Source organism: Bacteroides sp. AM16-13 (assembly GCF_003602705.1).
Lineage (GTDB): Bacteria > Bacteroidota > Bacteroidia > Bacteroidales > Bacteroidaceae > Bacteroides > Bacteroides xylanisolvens.
On record NZ_QTLK01000003.1, the window covers coordinates 119,262 to 137,662 of the forward strand.

General features: G+C 41.3%; 16 protein-coding genes. 11 read left to right on the top strand and 5 right to left on the bottom strand.

Annotated features, from left to right (window positions below; all coding sequences use genetic code 11):
* Positions 1-8: 8 nt before the first annotated feature.
* The 9 genes from DW173_RS03060 (at position 9) to DW173_RS03100 (ending at position 9,228) form a co-directional block, all read left to right on the top strand.
* Positions 9-1,502, top strand: coding sequence for a DUF5687 family protein (locus tag DW173_RS03060; protein ID WP_008020902.1), 1,494 nt, complete (start codon positions 9-11; stop codon positions 1,500-1,502).
* Between the two features lie 38 nt (positions 1,503-1,540).
* Positions 1,541-2,248, top strand: a complete 708-nt coding sequence (locus DW173_RS03065; protein WP_074708534.1) for an ABC transporter ATP-binding protein — start codon at positions 1,541-1,543, stop codon at positions 2,246-2,248.
* A 46-nt stretch (positions 2,249-2,294) separates the two neighbouring features.
* On the top strand, positions 2,295-2,825 hold the full coding sequence (locus DW173_RS03070) for a C40 family peptidase (protein WP_004316687.1): 531 nt from the start codon (positions 2,295-2,297) through the stop codon (positions 2,823-2,825).
* Positions 2,826-2,851: 26 nt separating this feature from the next.
* Positions 2,852-3,736, top strand: a complete 885-nt coding sequence (locus DW173_RS03075; protein WP_120143695.1) for a TraB/GumN family protein — start codon at positions 2,852-2,854, stop codon at positions 3,734-3,736.
* 38 nt (positions 3,737-3,774) lie between these two features.
* Positions 3,775-4,413, top strand: a complete 639-nt coding sequence (locus DW173_RS03080) for an HAD-IA family hydrolase (RefSeq protein WP_009039680.1) — start codon at positions 3,775-3,777, stop codon at positions 4,411-4,413.
* Positions 4,414-4,606: 193 nt separating this feature from the next.
* Complete coding sequence (gene rplU / locus DW173_RS03085) at positions 4,607-4,924, top strand: 50S ribosomal protein L21 (RefSeq protein WP_004316691.1); 318 nt, start codon at positions 4,607-4,609, stop codon at positions 4,922-4,924.
* Positions 4,925-4,945: 21 nt separating this feature from the next.
* Positions 4,946-5,209, top strand: a complete 264-nt coding sequence (rpmA, locus tag DW173_RS03090) for a 50S ribosomal protein L27 (protein ID WP_004316697.1) — start codon at positions 4,946-4,948, stop codon at positions 5,207-5,209.
* A 285-nt stretch (positions 5,210-5,494) separates the two neighbouring features.
* Complete coding sequence (gene serS, locus DW173_RS03095; RefSeq protein WP_004316699.1) at positions 5,495-6,769, top strand: serine--tRNA ligase; 1,275 nt, start codon at positions 5,495-5,497, stop codon at positions 6,767-6,769.
* 158 nt (positions 6,770-6,927) lie between these two features.
* The gene (locus DW173_RS03100; protein WP_074910206.1) at positions 6,928-9,228 is read left to right on the top strand and encodes a bifunctional dihydroorotate dehydrogenase B NAD binding subunit/NADPH-dependent glutamate synthase; all 2,301 of its coding nucleotides are present in this window, start codon (positions 6,928-6,930) and stop codon (positions 9,226-9,228) included.
* A gap of 145 nt (positions 9,229-9,373) precedes the next feature.
* Here the strand turns inward: DW173_RS03100 and panD are convergent, their stop codons facing one another.
* Together panD and panC are read right to left on the bottom strand one after the other, a co-directional pair.
* Positions 9,374-9,727 carry an aspartate 1-decarboxylase gene (gene panD / locus DW173_RS03105; protein WP_004316702.1) on the bottom strand — a complete coding sequence of 118 codons (354 nt, stop codon included), beginning with the start codon at positions 9,725-9,727 and terminating at the stop codon, positions 9,374-9,376.
* An 18-nt stretch (positions 9,728-9,745) separates the two neighbouring features.
* On the bottom strand, positions 9,746-10,591 hold the full coding sequence (panC, locus tag DW173_RS03110) for a pantoate--beta-alanine ligase (protein ID WP_074910211.1): 846 nt from the start codon (positions 10,589-10,591) through the stop codon (positions 9,746-9,748).
* Positions 10,592-10,733: 142 nt separating this feature from the next.
* Here panC and DW173_RS03115 point away from each other — a divergent pair, with 142 nt between their 5' ends.
* Positions 10,734-11,567 (top strand): glycogen/starch synthase, encoded by an 834-nt coding sequence (locus tag DW173_RS03115; RefSeq protein ID WP_008020874.1) that lies wholly within the window; start codon positions 10,734-10,736, stop codon positions 11,565-11,567.
* Positions 11,568-11,588: 21 nt separating this feature from the next.
* Entirely contained in the window at positions 11,589-13,280 is a 1,692-nt protein-coding gene (locus DW173_RS03120; RefSeq protein WP_074708548.1) for a DUF4270 domain-containing protein, read from the top strand.
* Positions 13,281-13,652: 372 nt separating this feature from the next.
* On the opposite strand, the gene DW173_RS03125 is transcribed toward DW173_RS03120, so the two are convergent.
* From DW173_RS03125 to DW173_RS03135, 3 genes are read right to left on the bottom strand one after another with little or no spacing between them, the layout of a single operon-like run.
* Positions 13,653-15,107: a glycoside hydrolase family 57 protein gene (locus DW173_RS03125; protein ID WP_004316708.1), complete on the bottom strand. Its 1,455-nt coding sequence runs from the start codon at positions 15,105-15,107 to the stop codon at positions 13,653-13,655.
* A 17-nt stretch (positions 15,108-15,124) separates the two neighbouring features.
* On the bottom strand, positions 15,125-16,390 hold the full coding sequence (locus DW173_RS03130; protein ID WP_004316709.1) for a glycosyltransferase family 4 protein: 1,266 nt from the start codon (positions 16,388-16,390) through the stop codon (positions 15,125-15,127).
* 16 nt (positions 16,391-16,406) lie between these two features.
* Positions 16,407-18,344: a glycogen debranching enzyme N-terminal domain-containing protein gene (locus DW173_RS03135; RefSeq protein WP_074910216.1), complete on the bottom strand. Its 1,938-nt coding sequence runs from the start codon at positions 18,342-18,344 to the stop codon at positions 16,407-16,409.
* Between the last annotated feature and the right edge of the window lie 57 nt (positions 18,345-18,401).

The window sequence follows — 18,401 nt, forward strand, 5'->3', positions numbered from 1 at the left end:
TCTACTGAATGATGATATTCAACGAATTACGTAAACATGGAAGGCTCGCCGCCAAACGGCACCCGATGTATGAAAAGAACAAAGTTGCTAAAATACTCGGTTATGTCATGGGCGCATTTTGGGCCGGTTACCTGATATTTTTCGGTACGACGTTCGCGTTCGGTTTTTCAGATATGGTTCCCAACCGGGAACCATATCATGTAATGAACGCAGTGGTTCTGATCTTTATCCTGGCACTGGACTTCCTGTTGCGTGTTCCGTTACAAAAAACACCGACACAGGAGGTAAAACCTTACCTCCTGTTGCCGGTTAAACGAATTCGTGTCATCGACTTTTTACTGATCCGCTCGGGACTAAGTCTGTTCAACCTGTTCTGGTTGTTTCTGTTTGTCCCTTTTTCCTTCATCACTATTACCAAGTTTTTCGGTATCTCCGGTGTTATCACCTATCTTATCGGTATCCTGCTATTAATTATTGCCAACAATTACTGGTACTTGCTTTGCCGCACTCTTATCAACGAACGTATTTGGTGGATTCTATTACCTATCGCTTTCTACGGTGGAATAGGCTGCCTTCTTTTTATTCCCGAAGATAGCCCGCTCTTCTATTTCTTCATGGATCTGGGAGACGGATATATACAAGGAAACATTTTCTATTTTCTCGGCACCATACTTGTGATTGCCCTTTTATGGCTGATTAACCGCAAAATCATGTCCGGGCTGATTTATGCAGAGCTAGCCAAAGTGGATGATACCCAAATTAAACACGTCTCCGAATATAAATTCTTCGAACGTTACGGAGAAGTGGGCGAATATATGCGGCTGGAACTGAAAATGCTCTTACGCAACCGCCGCTGCAAAGGTGCACTACGCAATATCTCTATCGTAATTGTAGCTTTCTCCGTTGCACTTAGCTTTTCCAGTGTCTATGACGGTAATTTCATGACCTCTTTTATTTGTGTGTATAACTTTGCCGTATTCGGAATGATTATCCTTTCACAGATAATGTCATTTGAAGGCAACTACATTGATGGTCTGATGTCTCGCAAAGAATCGATTATGAGTTTGCTGAAAGCTAAATATTACACATACAGTATTGGTGAGATTATACCTTTCATACTGATGATCCCCGCTATCATCATGAACAAACTTACCTTACTGGGTGCTTTTGCCTGGTTTTTCTATACCATTGGCTTTATCTATTTCTGCTTCTTCCAACTGGCTGTTTACAACAAACAGACAGTACCTCTGAACGAAAAAGTGACAAGCCGACAAAACAATAGCGCCATACAGATGTTGGTCAATTTCGGTGCTTTCGGCGTACCGCTTATCTTATACAGCCTGTTAAATGCACTTTGGGGAGAAACAATCACTTACACAATCCTGTTAGTGATTGGTCTCGGATTTACCCTGACCTCTCCTTTATGGATAAAAAATGTATATCATCGCTTCATGAAACGGCGGTACGAAAATATGGAAGGCTTCAGAGACAGCCGCCAATAAACGTTCATGAATCATTAACTATATAAACATTGAAGATCATGATTACCATTGATAAACTTAAAAAGAATTTCGGTGAAAAGGTTGCCGTAGACATAGAACATTACGAAATCAATCAAGGCGACATGCTCGGATTGGTGGGTAACAACGGTGCCGGTAAAACAACTCTTTTCCGATTGATGTTGGATCTGCTGAAAGCAGACGATGGAAAAGTGATTATAAATGATATTGATGTCAGCCAGAGTGAAGACTGGAAAAGCATTACCGGTGCTTTCATTGACGATGGCTTCCTGATCGATTATCTCACTCCGGAAGAATATTTCTATTTCATCGGGAAAATGTATGGACTCAAAAAAGAAGAAGTAGACGAACGTCTTATCCCTTTCGAACGCTTTATGAGCGGAGAAGTGATCGGACACAAAAAATTAATTCGCAACTACTCTGCCGGTAACAAGCAAAAGATCGGGATAATCTCCGCCATGCTTCATTATCCGCAATTATTAATCTTGGATGAACCGTTCAATTTCCTCGATCCAAGTTCACAGTCTATCATTAAACATCTGCTTAAGAAATACAACGAGGAGCATCAGGCTACGGTTATCATATCCAGTCACAACCTCAATCATACCGTAGATGTATGTCCACGGATCGCTTTACTGGAACACGGGGTCATCATCCGGGATATTATCAACGAAGATAACTCCGCAGAAAAAGAACTGGAGGATTATTTTAATGTAGAAGAAGAGTGAGGGAGATTTATGAGTTATGAGTTATGATTGATGGGGTTGATAATTAATGATTGAGATACAGTTGATGAAGGCAAAATTAAAATTTATCTATCTATTAGTTGGGCTGGCTGCTATATTTAGTTCCTGTCGCACTTCCGCTCCCCGGCTGGACTATCAAGCATTGGCACGAGCTTCTATTTTATTAGGTGTAGATGTCAATCTGGAAGATAATCATAAGCTCTATCTCGAAGCAGCCGATTGGATAGGGGTTCCTTATCGTGGTGGAGGTGATTCTAAACGAGGAACAGATTGTTCGGGGCTGGTTTATCAAGTGTATCGAAAGGTATACCGCACCCAAGTGCCACGCAATACAGAGGACTTGAAAAAAGAAAGTAATAAGGTCGCTAAGCGAAACCTTCGGGAAGGAGACTTGGTATTCTTTACCAGTAGCCGTTCAAAAAAGAAAGTAGCTCATGTAGGTATTTATCTGAAAAACGGAAAGTTCATTCATTCCAGTACCAGTAAAGGAGTGATCGTCAGCAACTTGAACGAGAGTTATTATACCAAACACTGGATAAGCGGAGGCAGGATACGTTAATTATCAACTTCTAATGATATAAAATTATGAAATCATTCATCGGAGCAGTTATATTTATCTGTGTGGCATTCAGTGCCAATGCACAACTTTTATGGAAAGTGTCCGGCAACGGACTAACCCAACCGTCCTACATCATAGGTACTCATCACCTGGCACCATTCAGCATCATGGACAGCATTGCCGGACTTCAAAAAGCGATGAATGAAACGCAACAGGTGTATGGAGAACTGAAAATGTCGGAAATGCAGTCGCCCGCCACCATGGGAAAGATGCAAAAGGCAATGATGATCGAAAGTGATACCACACTGACCTCCCTCCTTTCTCCGGAAGACTTTGAGACTGCTAACAAATTCTGCAAAGAAAACCTGATGGTAGACTTAAATATGGCTCCGAAGCTAAAACCTGCCTTCCTGTTGAATAATGTAGTGGTGATGGCTTACATAAAACACGTAGGAAAGTTCAACCCGCAAGAGCAACTCGACACGTTCTTTCAAAGCCAAGCCACCCAAAACGGGAAAAAAGTGGATGGTCTGGAAACTGCCGAATTCCAATTCAACCTGCTTTTCAACGGTAGTTCACTACAACGACAAGCACAGCTACTCATGTGCACTCTTAATAACATAGAAGCAGAAGTAGAAAACCTGAAAAAGCTCACGAACGCTTACATGAAACAGGATTTGAACACTATGTTCAAAATCAGCGAAGAGCGCAAAGGTAATCAATGCGACGCACTTCCCTGCGAAGAAGATGCCCTTATTTACAACCGTAATAAAATATGGGCTGAAAAATTACCGGCTATCATGAAAGCCGCTCCGACTTTTGTTGCGGTAGGCGCCCTGCACCTTCCCGGGGAAAAAGGATTATTAAAGTTGCTAAAAAGCCAAGGATACACAATAGAACCTGTGAAATAAGAAAAGTATTTAGTACTTTTGCGGAAAAGTTTTCCCCAATGAACTACAAAACCTATTTATTCGATTTCGACTATACATTAGCCGATTCGTCGCGTGGTATCGTTAAATGTTTCAGAATTGTGCTCACCCGGCACCAGTATTTAACCGTTACCGATGAAGCTATCAAGCGCACGATCGGCAAAACACTGGAAGAATCATTCAGTATCCTTACCGGAATTACCGACCCGGAACAGTTAGAATCTTTCCGGCAGGAATACAGACTGGAAGCTGATGTACACATGAATGTAAATACCTGTCTTTTTCCTGATACATTATCTACACTGAAAGAATTGAAGAAACGGGGTGCCCGCGTCGGAATTATCTCTACCAAGTATCGCTTCCGAATATTGAGTTATCTGGAAGAATATCTGCCAAAGGATTTTCTCGATATAGTTGTGGGAGGAGAAGATGTAAAAGCACCGAAACCTTCACCGGAAGGGGTACTATTTGCTTTGGAACATTTGGGAAGTACACCCGAAGAAACTTTGTATATCGGAGATAGCACGGTAGATGCCGAAACGGCCCGAAATGCAGGAGTAGATTTTGCCGGCGTATTGAATGGAATGACAACAGCCGAGGAACTCCGTGACTATCCACACAAAATCATTATGCAGAATTTGGGAGAGTTGGTCCAATAAGCTGCAATGAGAGTTAAAATGCTCATTTATTTGCTGTAATCATTTTATCTCCTGCAAAAAATAAAAGAAATATTTGTCGGGAACGAATAAAAATAGTACTTTTGTGCCCGATTATTCCGCAACGGGTTCGATAAAGAGCTCTTTAAGTGATTAAAGACCACCCGCCGGAGCTAACTTATACATTATATATAAGATGTACGCAATTGTAGAAATTAACGGTCAGCAGTTTAAAGCAGAAGCTGGTCAAAAGTTGTTCGTTCACCACATCGAAGGTGCAGAAAACGGTTCAACAGTAGAATTTGAAAAAGTTCTTTTGGTAGACAAAGACGGAAACGTTACAGTAGGTGCTCCTACCGTAGAAGGCGCTAAAGTTGTTTGCCAGGTTGTTTCAAACTTGGTTAAAGGCGACAAAGTTCTTGTTTTCCACAAGAAAAGAAGAAAAGGACACAGAAAACTGAACGGTCACCGTCAACAGTTCACTGAATTAACAATTACAGAAGTAGTAGCTTAATCAATTAAAAAGTAAGAAGAAATGGCACATAAGAAAGGTGTCGGTAGTTCTAAGAACGGCCGCGAATCACAGAGCAAGAGATTAGGCGTTAAGATATTTGGTGGCGAAGCTTGCAAAGCAGGTAACATCATCGTTCGTCAAAGAGGTACTGAATTCCACCCGGGTGAAAACATCGGAATGGGTAAAGACCACACTCTTTTCGCTTTAGTAGACGGAACAGTTAATTTCAAAGTAGGTAAAGAAGATAGAAGATATGTTTCTATCGTTCCTGCAACAGAAGCATAATTATCCGGACTGAAAATATTTAAGACAAGGAGATGCAATCTGCAAGATTGTATCTCCTTTCTTTTTATATCCAATTCACTTCATAGCCCAGCTTCTATATAAAACACCCATCATTAAAATACGTTTATATACAAACAGACATCAGAGGTTTATATACAACACACAATAGTATTATTTCCATATATATTATTTCTATATATATTATGATGGTATATATTTGCTTGATTATTCGTTTTTTCTTTATCTTTGTAAGCTTAAATAAGAAAGTTCATAAAAAGTATAGATATGCTTACCATTAAACAAATTACAGAAAACACAGAGGCGGTACTCCGCGGACTGGAAAAGAAGCATTTCAAGAATGCAAAGGAAACGATCGATCAGGTGATCGCTCTTAACAACAAGAGACGTAGCACACAAAATGAATTAGATAAAAACCTGGCAGAGGTTAACTCACTTTCGCGCACCATCGGTCAACTGATGAAAGAAGGCAAAAAAGAGGAAGCTGAAACTGCACGTGCCCGCGTTGCCGAACTAAAAGAAGGCAACAAAGAGCTGGATGCTGCCATGACACAGGCTGCAACTGATATGCAGAATGTACTTTATACCATCCCAAACATACCTTATGACAGCGTACCGGAAGGCGTAGGTGCCGAAGATAACGTCGTAGAAAAAATGGGAGGTATGGAAACCGAACTTCCTAAAGATGCACTCCCCCACTGGGAACTGGCAAAGAAATATGATTTAATAGACTTCGACCTGGGCGTAAAAATCACAGGTGCGGGTTTCCCAGTATACAAAGGTAAAGGAGCACAACTTCAACGCGCCCTTATCAACTTCTTCCTGGATGAAGCACGCAAATCCGGATATACCGAAATCATGCCGCCGACAGTAGTCAACGCCGCTTCCGGCTATGGCACCGGACAGCTTCCGGACAAAGAAGGACAGATGTATCATTGTGAAGTAGATGATTTATACCTGATCCCGACAGCGGAAGTTCCCGTAACTAATATCTACCGCGATGTGATTCTGGAAGAGAAACAATTACCTATAATGAATTGTGCGTATACACAATGTTTCCGTCGCGAAGCAGGTTCTTATGGTAAAGATGTACGTGGCCTGAATCGTCTGCACGAGTTCTCCAAAGTGGAATTGGTTCGTATCGACAAACCGGAGCATTCTAAACAATCTCATCAGGAAATGCTGGACCATGTAGAAGGACTGTTGCAAAAACTGGAACTCCCCTATCGCATTCTCCGTCTTTGCGGTGGAGACATGAGTTTCACTGCTGCTCTTTGCTTCGACTTCGAAGTATATTCTGAAGCACAGAAGCGTTGGTTGGAAGTAAGTTCCGTATCCAATTTCGACACTTACCAGGCCAACCGCCTGAAATGCCGTTACCGTAATGCAGAAAAGAAAACCGAACTCTGCCACACACTGAACGGTTCAGCATTAGCACTGCCACGTATTGTTGCTGCCCTACTCGAAAACAATCAAACTCCGGAAGGTATCAGAATTCCGAAAGCATTGGTTCCGTATTGCGGCTTTGACATGATAGACTAAGACTTGGCATGACAGACTAATAAAAGTACCCATATACAGAGAGCCACTCATCAAAAGAGTGGCTTTTCTTTTATATTTCGTAAATTAGCTGTATCTTTGCCAAAATTTATATCATTCTGATAGCAGTTACGTAATAAAAACAACAAATTAATTAGATAATGAACAAAATCATTAGCAAGGAACGCTTTTCTGAAAAAGTATTCAAATTTGAAATTGAAGCTCCTTTAATTGCTAAATCCCGTAAGGCCGGACACTTTGTCATCGTGCGTGTAGGTGAAAAAGGAGAACGTATGCCATTGACTATCGCAGGTTCTGACCTCAAAAAAGGTACCATTACTCTGGTAGTGCAGGAAGTCGGACTTTCTTCTACCCGTCTCTGTGAACTGAATGAAGGCGATTACATCACTGACGTAGTAGGCCCGCTCGGACAAGCTACCCATATAGAGAAATTCGGAACAGTAGTCTGCGCTGGTGGTGGTGTAGGCGTAGCTCCGATGCTTCCTATCGTACAGGCTTTGAAAGCAGCCGGCAACCGTGTTATCACTGTACTGGCCGGACGCAACAAAGACCTGATTATTTTAGAAAAAGAAATGCGTGAAAGCTCTGACGAAGTAATTATCATGACAGATGACGGCTCTTACGGTCGTAAAGGTCTGGTGACAGAAGGCGTAGAAGAAGTTATCAAACGCGAGAAAGTGGACAAATGCTTCGCTATCGGTCCTGCCATCATGATGAAGTTCGTTTGCTTGCTGACTAAGAAATATGAAATTCCGACTGATGTTTCATTGAACACCATCATGGTGGATGGAACTGGTATGTGTGGTGCTTGCCGTATCACTGTAGGAGGAAAAACTAAATTCGTTTGTGTAGACGGTCCTGAATTCGATGGTCACCAAGTGAATTTTGATGAAATGCTGAAACGTATGGGCGCGTTCAAAAATATCGAGCGCGAAGAAATGCATAAACTGCAACCGGAATGTGAAGCAACCAAAGAAATCGACGAGAAAAGCCGTAATGCAGCCTGGAGACAGGAATTACGCAAATCAATGAAACCGAAAGAACGTACAGCCATTCCCCGTGTAGAAATGAACGAGCTTGACGCTGAATATCGTTCACACAGCCGTAAAGAGGAAGTAAATCAAGGATTAACAGCAGAACAGGCTGTTACAGAAGCTAAACGTTGTCTCGACTGTGCTAATCCGGGATGTATGGAAGGCTGTCCGGTAGGTATTGATATTCCTCGCTTCATTAAGAATATCGAACGTGGAGAGTTTCTTGAAGCTGCTAAAACATTGAAAGAAACAAGTGCGCTTCCGGCTGTTTGCGGTCGTGTGTGTCCACAGGAAAAACAGTGCGAATCAAAATGTATTCATTTAAAAATGAATGAAAAGCCCGTCGCTATCGGTTATCTGGAACGTTTCGCAGCTGATTACGAACGTGAAAGCGGGCAAATCTCCGTACCTGTCATTGCAGAGAAGAACGGCATCAAAATAGCTGTGATCGGTTCGGGACCTGCAGGATTGGCATTTGCCGGAGATATGGCTAAATATGGATATGATGTAACTGTATTCGAAGCATTGCATGAGATTGGTGGTGTGTTGAAATATGGTATTCCAGAATTCCGTTTGCCAAACAAGATTGTAGACGTAGAAATCGAGAACCTTAGCAAGATGGGGGTTAACTTCATCAAAGACTGTATCGTAGGAAAAACAATCGGCGTAGAGGACTTGAAAGCTGAAGGTTTCAAAGGAATATTTGTGGCTTCCGGCGCCGGGCTGCCTAACTTTATGAATATCCCGGGAGAGAATTCCATCAATATCATGTCGTCCAACGAATACCTCACTCGCGTTAATCTGATGGACGCTGCCAGTGAAGATTCGGACACTCCGGTAGCTTTCGGTAAAAACGTAGCAGTAATCGGTGGTGGTAATACAGCGATGGACTCTGTTCGTACTGCCAAACGTCTTGGTGCAGAGCGCGCTATCATTATCTATCGCCGTTCGGAAGAGGAAATGCCTGCACGTATCGAGGAAGTAAAACATGCTAAAGAAGAAGGAGTTGAATTCCTTACACTACATAATCCGATCGAATATATTGCTGATGAACAAGGTTGCGTAAAACAGGTTATTTTGCAAAAGATGGAATTAGGCGAGCCGGATGCTTCCGGACGTCGTAGTCCTGTAGCCATCCCGGGAGCAACAGAAACAATTGATATCGACCTGGCAATTGTCAGCGTCGGAGTATCCCCTAACCCAATTGTTCCAAGCTCCATCAAAGGACTGGAACTAGGACGAAAAGGAACCATCACTGTGGATGATAACATGGAATCTTCCATCCCTATGATTTATGCAGGAGGCGATATCGTTCGCGGTGGCGCTACTGTTATTCTGGCGATGGGCGATGGCCGTAAAGCCGCTGCCGCCATGAATGAACAATTGAAGGCAAACGCCGGTAACTAAATTGCCACTTATTAACAGGTGAGCTAAAGCCAACTCACACGTGGGCGGAACATCACTCGTCCCCCGGCATAAAAATAAAATAAGAAAAGCCCCGTCTACAAAATGTAAACGGGGCTTTTCTTATTTCAAATATCAAAGATACTTTCTACTTTACCACTTTGTTCGTCGCAGGATCGGGGAAGATTACAGCCGGTTTAAACGACTTGGCTTCCTCAAAATCCATCAATGCATAGGACATGATTATAACAATATCATCCGGTTGCACCTTGCGGGCAGCAGCACCATTCAGGCAAATTTTACCCGAACCGCGTTCACCTTTGATAATGTAGGTTTCAAAGCGTTCACCATTGTTATTATCAGCGATATACACTTTCTCTCCCGCAATCATGTTTGCAGCATCCAACAGGTCTTCATCAATCGTGATACTACCCATGTAGTTCAGATTGGCCTCTGTGACACGTGCACAATGAATTTTCGACTTCAACACTTCAATCATCATAAGGTTTCGTCTTTTTAGTTATTCTTTATATTTAATATTATCAATCAGCCGGACTTCTCCACAGAATACTGTGATGCATCCAACTGCATAGGAAGTATCCTCCCAATTACTAATTTTCTGCAATGTGTTTCCGTCTACAATCTCAAAATACTCCATGCGCAAGCCCGGAGCAGCTTCGATTGCATCTTCTACCATCTTTTGCGTCTCGCTCACCGTGTGAGTGGCTGCAAAGTTACGACTTTTAAATAAGGTCCGGGAAATATTTAAAGCATTTTCACGTTCTTCTGCCGATAAACGTTTATTCCGGCTACTCAATGCCAGTCCGTCTTCCTCACGCACAATTGAACAACCAACAATTTCAAGGTTATATTTCAATTGTCGAACCATCTCACGAATAATTGCTAACTGCTGAAAATCTTTCTCCCCGAAATATGCGCAGTCCGGCTGTACGGCATTAAACAGTTTGCTGACAATCTGGCAAACACCGTTAAAATGCCCCGGACGGAAAGCACCTTCCATCACCGTATCTAATGGTGCATAGCTAAATTGACGGGTATCCGGTTCCGGATACATTTCGCTTACCGAAGGAGCAAAAGCGAAATCTGCTCCGCATTCTTCCAACAAACGGCAATCTGCATCTAATGTACGCGGATACTTCTCTAAGTCGTTTTTATCGTTAAACTGTGTGGGATTCACAAAAACACTCACAACAGTTACACCATTCTCACTTACGCTGCGCTTTACCAGAGATGCATGTCCCGCATGTAAAGCACCCATTGTAGGAACCAGTCCCACCTTTTTACCTTGGGCTCTCAAGGCAGTCAATTCTGCCTGTAAGTCCTTGATAGTGTGCACTACTTTCATTTTCGTCAATTGGTTTATGTTTTACTCGTTTGCAAAAACTCTGCAAAATAAACTAATATTTGCCACATAAAGAAAGAATATCTTATTTAATGTGTCTTTTTTTTCGTATCTTTGCAGAATATTATAGTGAACTATTGTTATTATGACAAAGGCGAATAAAGTTTTATTTATTACTCAAGAGATTACACCTTACGTTTCAGAATCCGAAATGGCCAATATAGGTAGAAACCTTCCACAGGCGATACAAGAAAAAGGCCGTGAAATCAGAACCTTTATGCCTAAATGGGGAAATATCAATGAGCGCAGAAACCAGCTGCACGAAGTGATCCGCCTCTCGGGTATGAACCTGATCATCGACGATACTGACCACCCCTTGATTATAAAAGTTGCATCTATCCAATCCGCACGCATGCAGGTATATTTCATCGATAACGATGATTATTTCCAGAATCGTATGCAGACAGCGGACGAAAATGGTGTAGAATATGAAGATAATGATAGTCGTGCCGTTTTCTACGCACGCGGCGTATTGGAAACAGTGAAAAAACTTCGCTGGTGTCCTGATGTCATTCACTGTCATGGCTGGATGACAGCTCTAGCTCCTCTTTATATAAAGAAAGCCTATAAAGACGAACCTTCTTTCCGCGATGCCAAAGTGGTATTCTCTGTTTATGAAGATGACTTCAAGAATACACTTAGCGATGATTTCGCAGCCAAATTGATGCTGAAAGGTATTTCCAAAAAAGATTTAGGTGATTTGAAAGAGCCGGTAGACTATGCTGCTCTATGTAAACTCGCCGTTGATTATTCGGATGGAGTCATACAAAACAGCGAAAAAGTAGACGAGTCTATTATTGAATATGCCCGCCAATCTGGCAAATTGGTACTTGACTACCAGAACCCGGAAAACTATGCAGATGCCTGCAACGAGTTCTACGATCAGGTATGGGATGCTACTGCAAACGAAGAAGAATAAAAAAATCAAGATACGACGATCATGAAAGCAAAATACGCCTTAATAGCTTTACTGGCAATCACTTTTTGGGGTTGTGATGATAACACTGCCGGACTGGGATTGGGAATGTTTCCGGGAAGCGACCAGAATATCAATGGAAAGCTATCTACCTTTGATGTGACTACAGAATCCGTTCATGCCGGTAAGATATATGCAATGACTAATGTGGGGTATGTAGGTAAGTTCACTGATGAAACATTCGGAACTTACCAGGCAGGGTTCTTGGCACAACTTAATTGTCCTGAAGGAATGACTTTCCCAGAAGCTTTTTCTGGAACCACCGAAAGTGGTACTGGAAAGATGATGACAAATTTCGAAAACTTGGCAGAAGGTGTATCTGGTAACTACACCATCATTAAAGACGAGAACGGAAATCCTATTGGTAACTGCCAAATCAATATTTATCTTTGGTATGACAGTTATTTTGGAGATTCATTAACAGCTTGCCGACTAAGTATGTATGTATTAGATAAGAAAAAAGGCGACAAGTATTGGAATGAAGACCCAGATGCTTATTATACCAATATCGACCCTACAAGATATTATGATAGTACGACAAGTTTATTAGGCAATAAATCTTATACAGCAGTTGATTTGTCTATTAGTGATTCTATACGTAATCTTTCAACTTACGTTCCTTATATTAAAATTACATTGGATCAGACTAAAACACAGGATTTGGGACTGAAACTTTTAAAAGAAGGACGCACGAAAGACCTATACAAAAAATTTCAAAGTATATTCCCCGGATTGTACGTAAAAAGCGACTATGGAGACGGTACTATCCTCTACGTAAATTCCGTACAAATGGATGTAGCATTCTTGGAGCATGCCAGAGACAGCATAACAGGTGGTCTACGACACACATCTGCTGGAAAAGACTCTGTAATATACAACGGACGATCATTCACATCTACCCGTGAAGTCATCCAAGCCAATCGATTGGAAAACGATACAGAAAAAATTCAAGAATGTATAAATGAGCCCAAATGGACTTACTTAAAGAGTCCTGCAGGAATTTTCACTCAAATAACCCTCCCTATCAGTCAAATAGCAGAAAAGCTCCAAGGAGATACTTTGAATGCAGTTAAATTAGGAATTCCTATCTACAATGAAACTAGTGACAAGAAGTTTGGTATGTCTACTCCTCGTAATGTTTTATTAATACGTAAAAAGTATAAAGATAGTTTCTTTAAAGATAATCAGCTTAGTGATGGTATAACTTCATCTCTATTTAATTCTACTACTACTAGCTTTACTCAATATACATTCAACAACATTACTCAAATGATTAATGACTGTTTAGCAGATGGAGAAAGAGAAGAAGCAGAAAAGAAACTCAAGAATGGTGGAACGATAACTCTCCAAATAACTGACGCAGAAGGAAATGTCAAAGAAGAGACTGTTGATAATATCGTAGATTGGGAAAGATTAAGCGATTGGAACAAATTTATACTTATTCCAGTACTTGTAACCACAGATGCTTCCTCAAGTAATAGCTATTATGGTTCTTCGAGCAATGTTATTAGCATACAACATGACCTGAAACCTGGTTATGCACGATTAAAAGGAGGTACAAATGCCACAAATGCTTCTTTAGATAAAGAACAACAAGATAAATACAAATTAAAACTTGAAGTTGTTTCTACAAACTTTGGAACAAAATCAAAATAAGAAATAGTTGAAATATTATAAAGCAATAGCGCAGGTTACTCAATGTAACTTGCGCTATTGCTTTATAATATATTTATAGAGAAGTCAGATAGAATAATTCCATAATAAAACCGCTCAAACAGCAATCTTTGCTAGCGTACGTTATAGCTATAAATAAGCCTAAGATCCCTGATTAATATAGAAGAAATAGTGACGGTATATGCTTAGGATATTAACGGTATCGTCACCATATAGCGTCACTATTTCTATCGGATAGCGTTACTATCTTACAAAAGTATATTCTCCTACAAAGATCTTAACTTAATCCATAATAAAAACCGTGAGTTTGATTTTATCTCACTCACGGTTCCATATAATAAATTTTTATACTTCTTACTTAACAGCAGCCTTTTTAGCTTTCCCCGTAGACTTCTTCGACTCGGCTGTTGCTTTCTTTACTTCAGCTTTCTTTGCAGCAGGTTTTGATTTAGTAGCAGGGGCCTCTTTCACTACCGGCTCTTTAGCATTAGTAGCCTTTTTGACCGCCGTTTTCTTTGCCGCTTCTACTTTTGCCTGTAATTTAGCCAATACCTTTTCCAATTCAGTAATCTCATCCCCCTGATTCTTAATGGTAGTCAACAAAGAATTTAGTTCTTCACTGTCTACATCAACAGGATACAGTGCATCTACCCGTTTGATAAAGTCACCCAAAATATTCATATAGTTGGTGAAAGCATCATAAGGAGAATCATAGATACCACGGTTCAACCACATCCCATTGTTCTTCGTTGTCATAAAACGGAAGTTATTGCTGGCCTGCAAGTAATCCCAATCCTGCTTAATACGACGATCATCACATAAATGAACACGTTCGGCTACACTATACAGTTTATTGAAAGCCTCACGTTGCATAACATTACCCAGCCAACAACTAGTATCTCTTTCTTCATCTACCCATGACATCGGATAGGCAACATCAAGCTGCGACACTGATTTCAGCTTCGTTACGATTTCCGTCGGTGTAGAGAACGTGATTCCCTTAGCTTTTGCACATTCAGGCAGTGCCTTCATAAATTCAAGAATATTGGAAGATAACGGTTGAGCCATACCAAGTGCACTCAATTCCATAAAGATATTGATGACTTGTTCTTCTTGTGGCAATGCATCGATCCAATTAATATACTTATCGGCAAACAAAGGATATTCCGCCCAATCTGAATTAGAGAAACGCAAACTGATGTCGTCAGAGAGTTTGAAATCCCGCAACAAGAGCTTAAGACTTGGAGCCTGATTACAGTGATAAACATAATGCGGGCTCTTCCATCCCAACACATGTTTAGCACCTTCCGTCAACATTCCCTTGAAGCCCATAGAAGCTACCAATCCACCAATTTCATCAGAATAAATCAGACTAGAATTGCGGAACACTTTCGGTTCTTTGCCAAACATCTGTTTCATCTTATCACGTTGACGAAGTACTTCTTCACGGAAGCAATCCTCGTTAGCCAGTGAAGACAAACCATGAGAATAAGGCTCACATAAGAACTCGCAACACCCAGTTTCATTCAACTGGTGCAATAAATCAATGACTGCCGGAGCATGAATTTCCAATTGTTCCAAGGCTACTCCCGAGATAGAAAGCGCTACTTTAAAAGCCCCCCCCGAATTTTTCGCCATCTCAATCAATGTATTGAGAGCAGGAATATACGAACGTTCAGCGACCTCATTCATACCCGTTTCGTTGGCATAATCATCATAATAATAATGGTCATTACCAATATCGAAGAAACGATAACGTTTCAAATGGATAATTTGATGTATTTCAAAATAAAGACAGATAGTTCTCATTTTTATTTATTGTTTTGTTATTTACCATAGTTTCTTAACACAGACTCGTAGAGAGCACGGATTCTCAAGCCGACTTTTTCCCACGTAATCCCATCTACTTCCTTCTTTCCCTCTTCTTTGAGATATTCGAAAAGAGACGGATTGGTACACAGAGAATGGATAGCGTCAGCCATCGCATGAATATCCCAATAGTCCGTTTTTATCACCTTATCAAGAATCTCGCCACATCCAGATTGCTTAGAAATGATGGAAGGTGTTCCACACTGCATAGCTTCCAGCGGAGCGATACCGAAAGGTTCAGAGACAGATGGCATGACAAATACATCACTATTCTTATAAACCTCATATACCTGTCTGCCTTTCATGAAGCCCGGGAAGTGGAATCGATCGGCAATACCACGTTCAGCAACCAAGTTAATCATGGCATTCAACATATCGCCCGACCCCGCCATTACAAAACGAATATTACGAGTACGCTGCAATACAAGCGCAGCAGCTTCTACAAAATATTCCGGTCCTTTCTGCATTGTAATACGTCCGAGGAAAGTGACCACCTTTTCTTTTGAGTGATCGGGACGCGGAATATCCAGCAGTTCCTGCGACAATGGATAAACAGCATTATGCATTGCAAATACCTTTCTGGGGTCCTGATGATACTCATTAATAACAGTGCGACGAGTAAGCTCGGATACGCACATGATACAATCGGCATGATCCATACCATTCTTCTCAATCGAATAAACAGTAGGATTGACTTTGCCACGAGAACGGTCAAAATCCGTAGCATGCACATGGATGCAAAGCGGCTTTCCGCTAACCATTTTGGCATGTACTCCGGCAGGGTAAGTCAGCCAGTCATGCGCATGAATGATATCAAACTCCTGCTGACGGGCTACTACTCCGGCAATGATCGAGAAATTATTAATTTCTTCGTGCAAGTTCCCGGGATAACCACCTGCAAATTCCATACATCCCAAATCATTCACATGCATATAAGAAAAATCAGCATAGATATGATCGCGGAAAGAGTAATATTCTTCCGGTGTCATTTCCAACAAACGTGATTTCAAGTAGTCATAGTGGACATCACGCCACACGATGGGTACTTGATTCATACCGATTATTTTCAAGAACTTTTCTTCTTCGCCGCTAGGTTTAGGCATACAGAAAATCGTCTCCATATCACCTTGCAGACTCAATCCTTTAGTTATTCCATAAGAAGCAACCGCAAGACCACCATATATTTTGGGAGGGAATTCCCATCCAAACATTAAAACTTTCATCTTCGTTCCTCCTTTTTTAATAATACTTAGACAGTAGCTTTAAGACACGCAGTATTTCTGCTACATTCATCGCGAACGATACTGCGCCACGTCCTTTGAAAGGCGGGTTCCCATCAAACAATTCGGGAATGGAACCAACGCAGTGGCTTGTCATCTCATCATCATAACTAATCAGCTGACGTTCAACGAATGACAACCCGCTCATCTTATAAATTCGAAGATAAGCTTCCAGATAGAATCCCATCAACCAAGGCCAAGCAGTACCCTGATGATAAGCATAATCCCGTTGTATCTGCGGACCTACATAGTTCGGATTATATCCACCGCTCTTCGGACTCAACGAACGAATTCCTTTCGGAGTGAGCAGCTCTTTGGTCACAATATCAAGCACCTGTTTCTTTTGCGCACGATCCAAAGGAGAATAATCAAACGCTACGGTAAATATCATATTAGGACGTACACTCCAGTCCATCATATTACCGTCTACGTAATCAAGCAAATAACCATATTCATTACGGAATACCTCGACAAAAGATTTTCCTGTCACTTCTGCCTGTGCATCAAGTTCATCTGCCAAGTACACATCACCACCTTCACGCACCAAATCAGCGATAAAACGCAGTGCATTATACCATAACGCATTAAATTCAACAATATATCCAGTACGAGGAATCACCGGATGGCCGTTCACAGTAGAATTCATCCATGTAATCGCTTTGTCCGTACCATTGGCAAAAAGTAATCCATTATCATGCAAGAAAAGATTCTCATGTCTTCGCTGACGGATAAACTCCATAATATCTTTCAGAAGCTCTCCATATTTCTGACGGCATTGTTCGCGGGAAGTCTCTTTGGCATATTGCTGCATAGCCCAGACAGCCCAAAGCAAAACGTCAGGATGCTCCATCTCATAAATTTTGTATCCTACAGGTTCTTCATTAATAAAATTACGAATCGCCTTTTCCGCCGTTTTCATCACATCCTCAAACTGGTCGATCTCATCAAGCGCAAGCGTCAGTCCAGGCAAGGCGATAAACATATCACGAGCACGGCATTTAAACCACGGATAACCGGCAAGAATATAATGTTCATCTTCCTGTTGGTTATGGAACTGATGAGCAGAATTTTTCAGACAGTGGTAAAAGCTATCACGTGGGGTACGATCAGCTACTTCAGCCTCAAATGTTTGTTTCAGTCTACGAGGAGTTACTTCTGAAGTTCCGGCAGAGAATACAATACTCTCTCCTTTCTTTATATCCACTTCGAAATAACCGGGAACATAAAGGTCTTCATTGAAGTCATATCCACGTTCCTGTTCTTTCGGGTATTCAATCCCCCGATACCAGTCGGGCATGAAATGAAATTCACACTTTTTATTCAACTGCATATAAAGTTCCGGATAACCGGGATACATACAGGTTTTAATACCATTTTCCACCAGTTGATACTCGCGGCTTGCCTGTGGGTTTTCGTGAGTGTACTCACGTACACTTCTGAAAGCAAGGAACGGCCGGAAGCGCAGGGTTGTAGCCGAATGCGCATCAAGTAAAGTATAACGAATCAGGATTCTATTTTCATGATGTACAAAGATTTTTTCTTTGCGGAGGATTACACCTCCGACACGGTAAGTTGTTGCCGGGATATGCTCACAGTCAAACTCACGGATATACTTGTGCCCGTTAGGACTAAAGCTGTTTCCCTGATATTTGTGCAATCCCAAGTTAAACTCCGCACCGTGTTGAATTACCGTTTCATCAAGAGAAGATAGCAGCACATGATTTTCATCGTCGAGATTGGGAACTGGAATTACCAACAGGCCGTGATATTTGCGTGTGTTACAATCAACAATCGTCGTACAATGATAAGCTCCTGCTTTGTTCGTCCGGAGGATTTCCCTTTGAAGAGATTCTTCCAGATTCGTCATGAGGGTCTTGTCAAATCGTAAATAACTCATAGTTGTGCATTATTAAAGGTTAATTATTGGTCATTATATCGTATATCTATTTATTGT

Coding starts and splice junctions, on each gene's coding strand:
- rplU (WP_004316691.1), top strand. CDS start 4,607: ATGTACGCAATTGTAGAAATTAACGGTCAGCAGTTTAAAGCAGAAGCT.
- DW173_RS03100 (WP_074910206.1), top strand. CDS start 6,928: ATGAACAAAATCATTAGCAAGGAACGCTTTTCTGAAAAAGTATTCAAA.
- DW173_RS03075 (WP_120143695.1), top strand. CDS start 2,852: ATGAAATCATTCATCGGAGCAGTTATATTTATCTGTGTGGCATTCAGT.
- serS (WP_004316699.1), top strand. CDS start 5,495: ATGCTTACCATTAAACAAATTACAGAAAACACAGAGGCGGTACTCCGC.
- DW173_RS03135 (WP_074910216.1), bottom strand. CDS start 18,344: ATGAGTTATTTACGATTTGACAAGACCCTCATGACGAATCTGGAAGAA.
- DW173_RS03070 (WP_004316687.1), top strand. CDS start 2,295: ATGATTGAGATACAGTTGATGAAGGCAAAATTAAAATTTATCTATCTA.
- DW173_RS03120 (WP_074708548.1), top strand. CDS start 11,589: ATGAAAGCAAAATACGCCTTAATAGCTTTACTGGCAATCACTTTTTGG.
- DW173_RS03125 (WP_004316708.1), bottom strand. CDS start 15,107: ATGAGAACTATCTGTCTTTATTTTGAAATACATCAAATTATCCATTTG.
- panD (WP_004316702.1), bottom strand. CDS start 9,727: ATGATGATTGAAGTGTTGAAGTCGAAAATTCATTGTGCACGTGTCACA.
- rpmA (WP_004316697.1), top strand. CDS start 4,946: ATGGCACATAAGAAAGGTGTCGGTAGTTCTAAGAACGGCCGCGAATCA.
- DW173_RS03060 (WP_008020902.1), top strand. CDS start 9: ATGATGATATTCAACGAATTACGTAAACATGGAAGGCTCGCCGCCAAA.
- DW173_RS03115 (WP_008020874.1), top strand. CDS start 10,734: ATGACAAAGGCGAATAAAGTTTTATTTATTACTCAAGAGATTACACCT.
- DW173_RS03080 (WP_009039680.1), top strand. CDS start 3,775: ATGAACTACAAAACCTATTTATTCGATTTCGACTATACATTAGCCGAT.
- DW173_RS03065 (WP_074708534.1), top strand. CDS start 1,541: ATGATTACCATTGATAAACTTAAAAAGAATTTCGGTGAAAAGGTTGCC.
- DW173_RS03130 (WP_004316709.1), bottom strand. CDS start 16,390: ATGAAAGTTTTAATGTTTGGATGGGAATTCCCTCCCAAAATATATGGT.
- panC (WP_074910211.1), bottom strand. CDS start 10,591: ATGAAAGTAGTGCACACTATCAAGGACTTACAGGCAGAATTGACTGCC.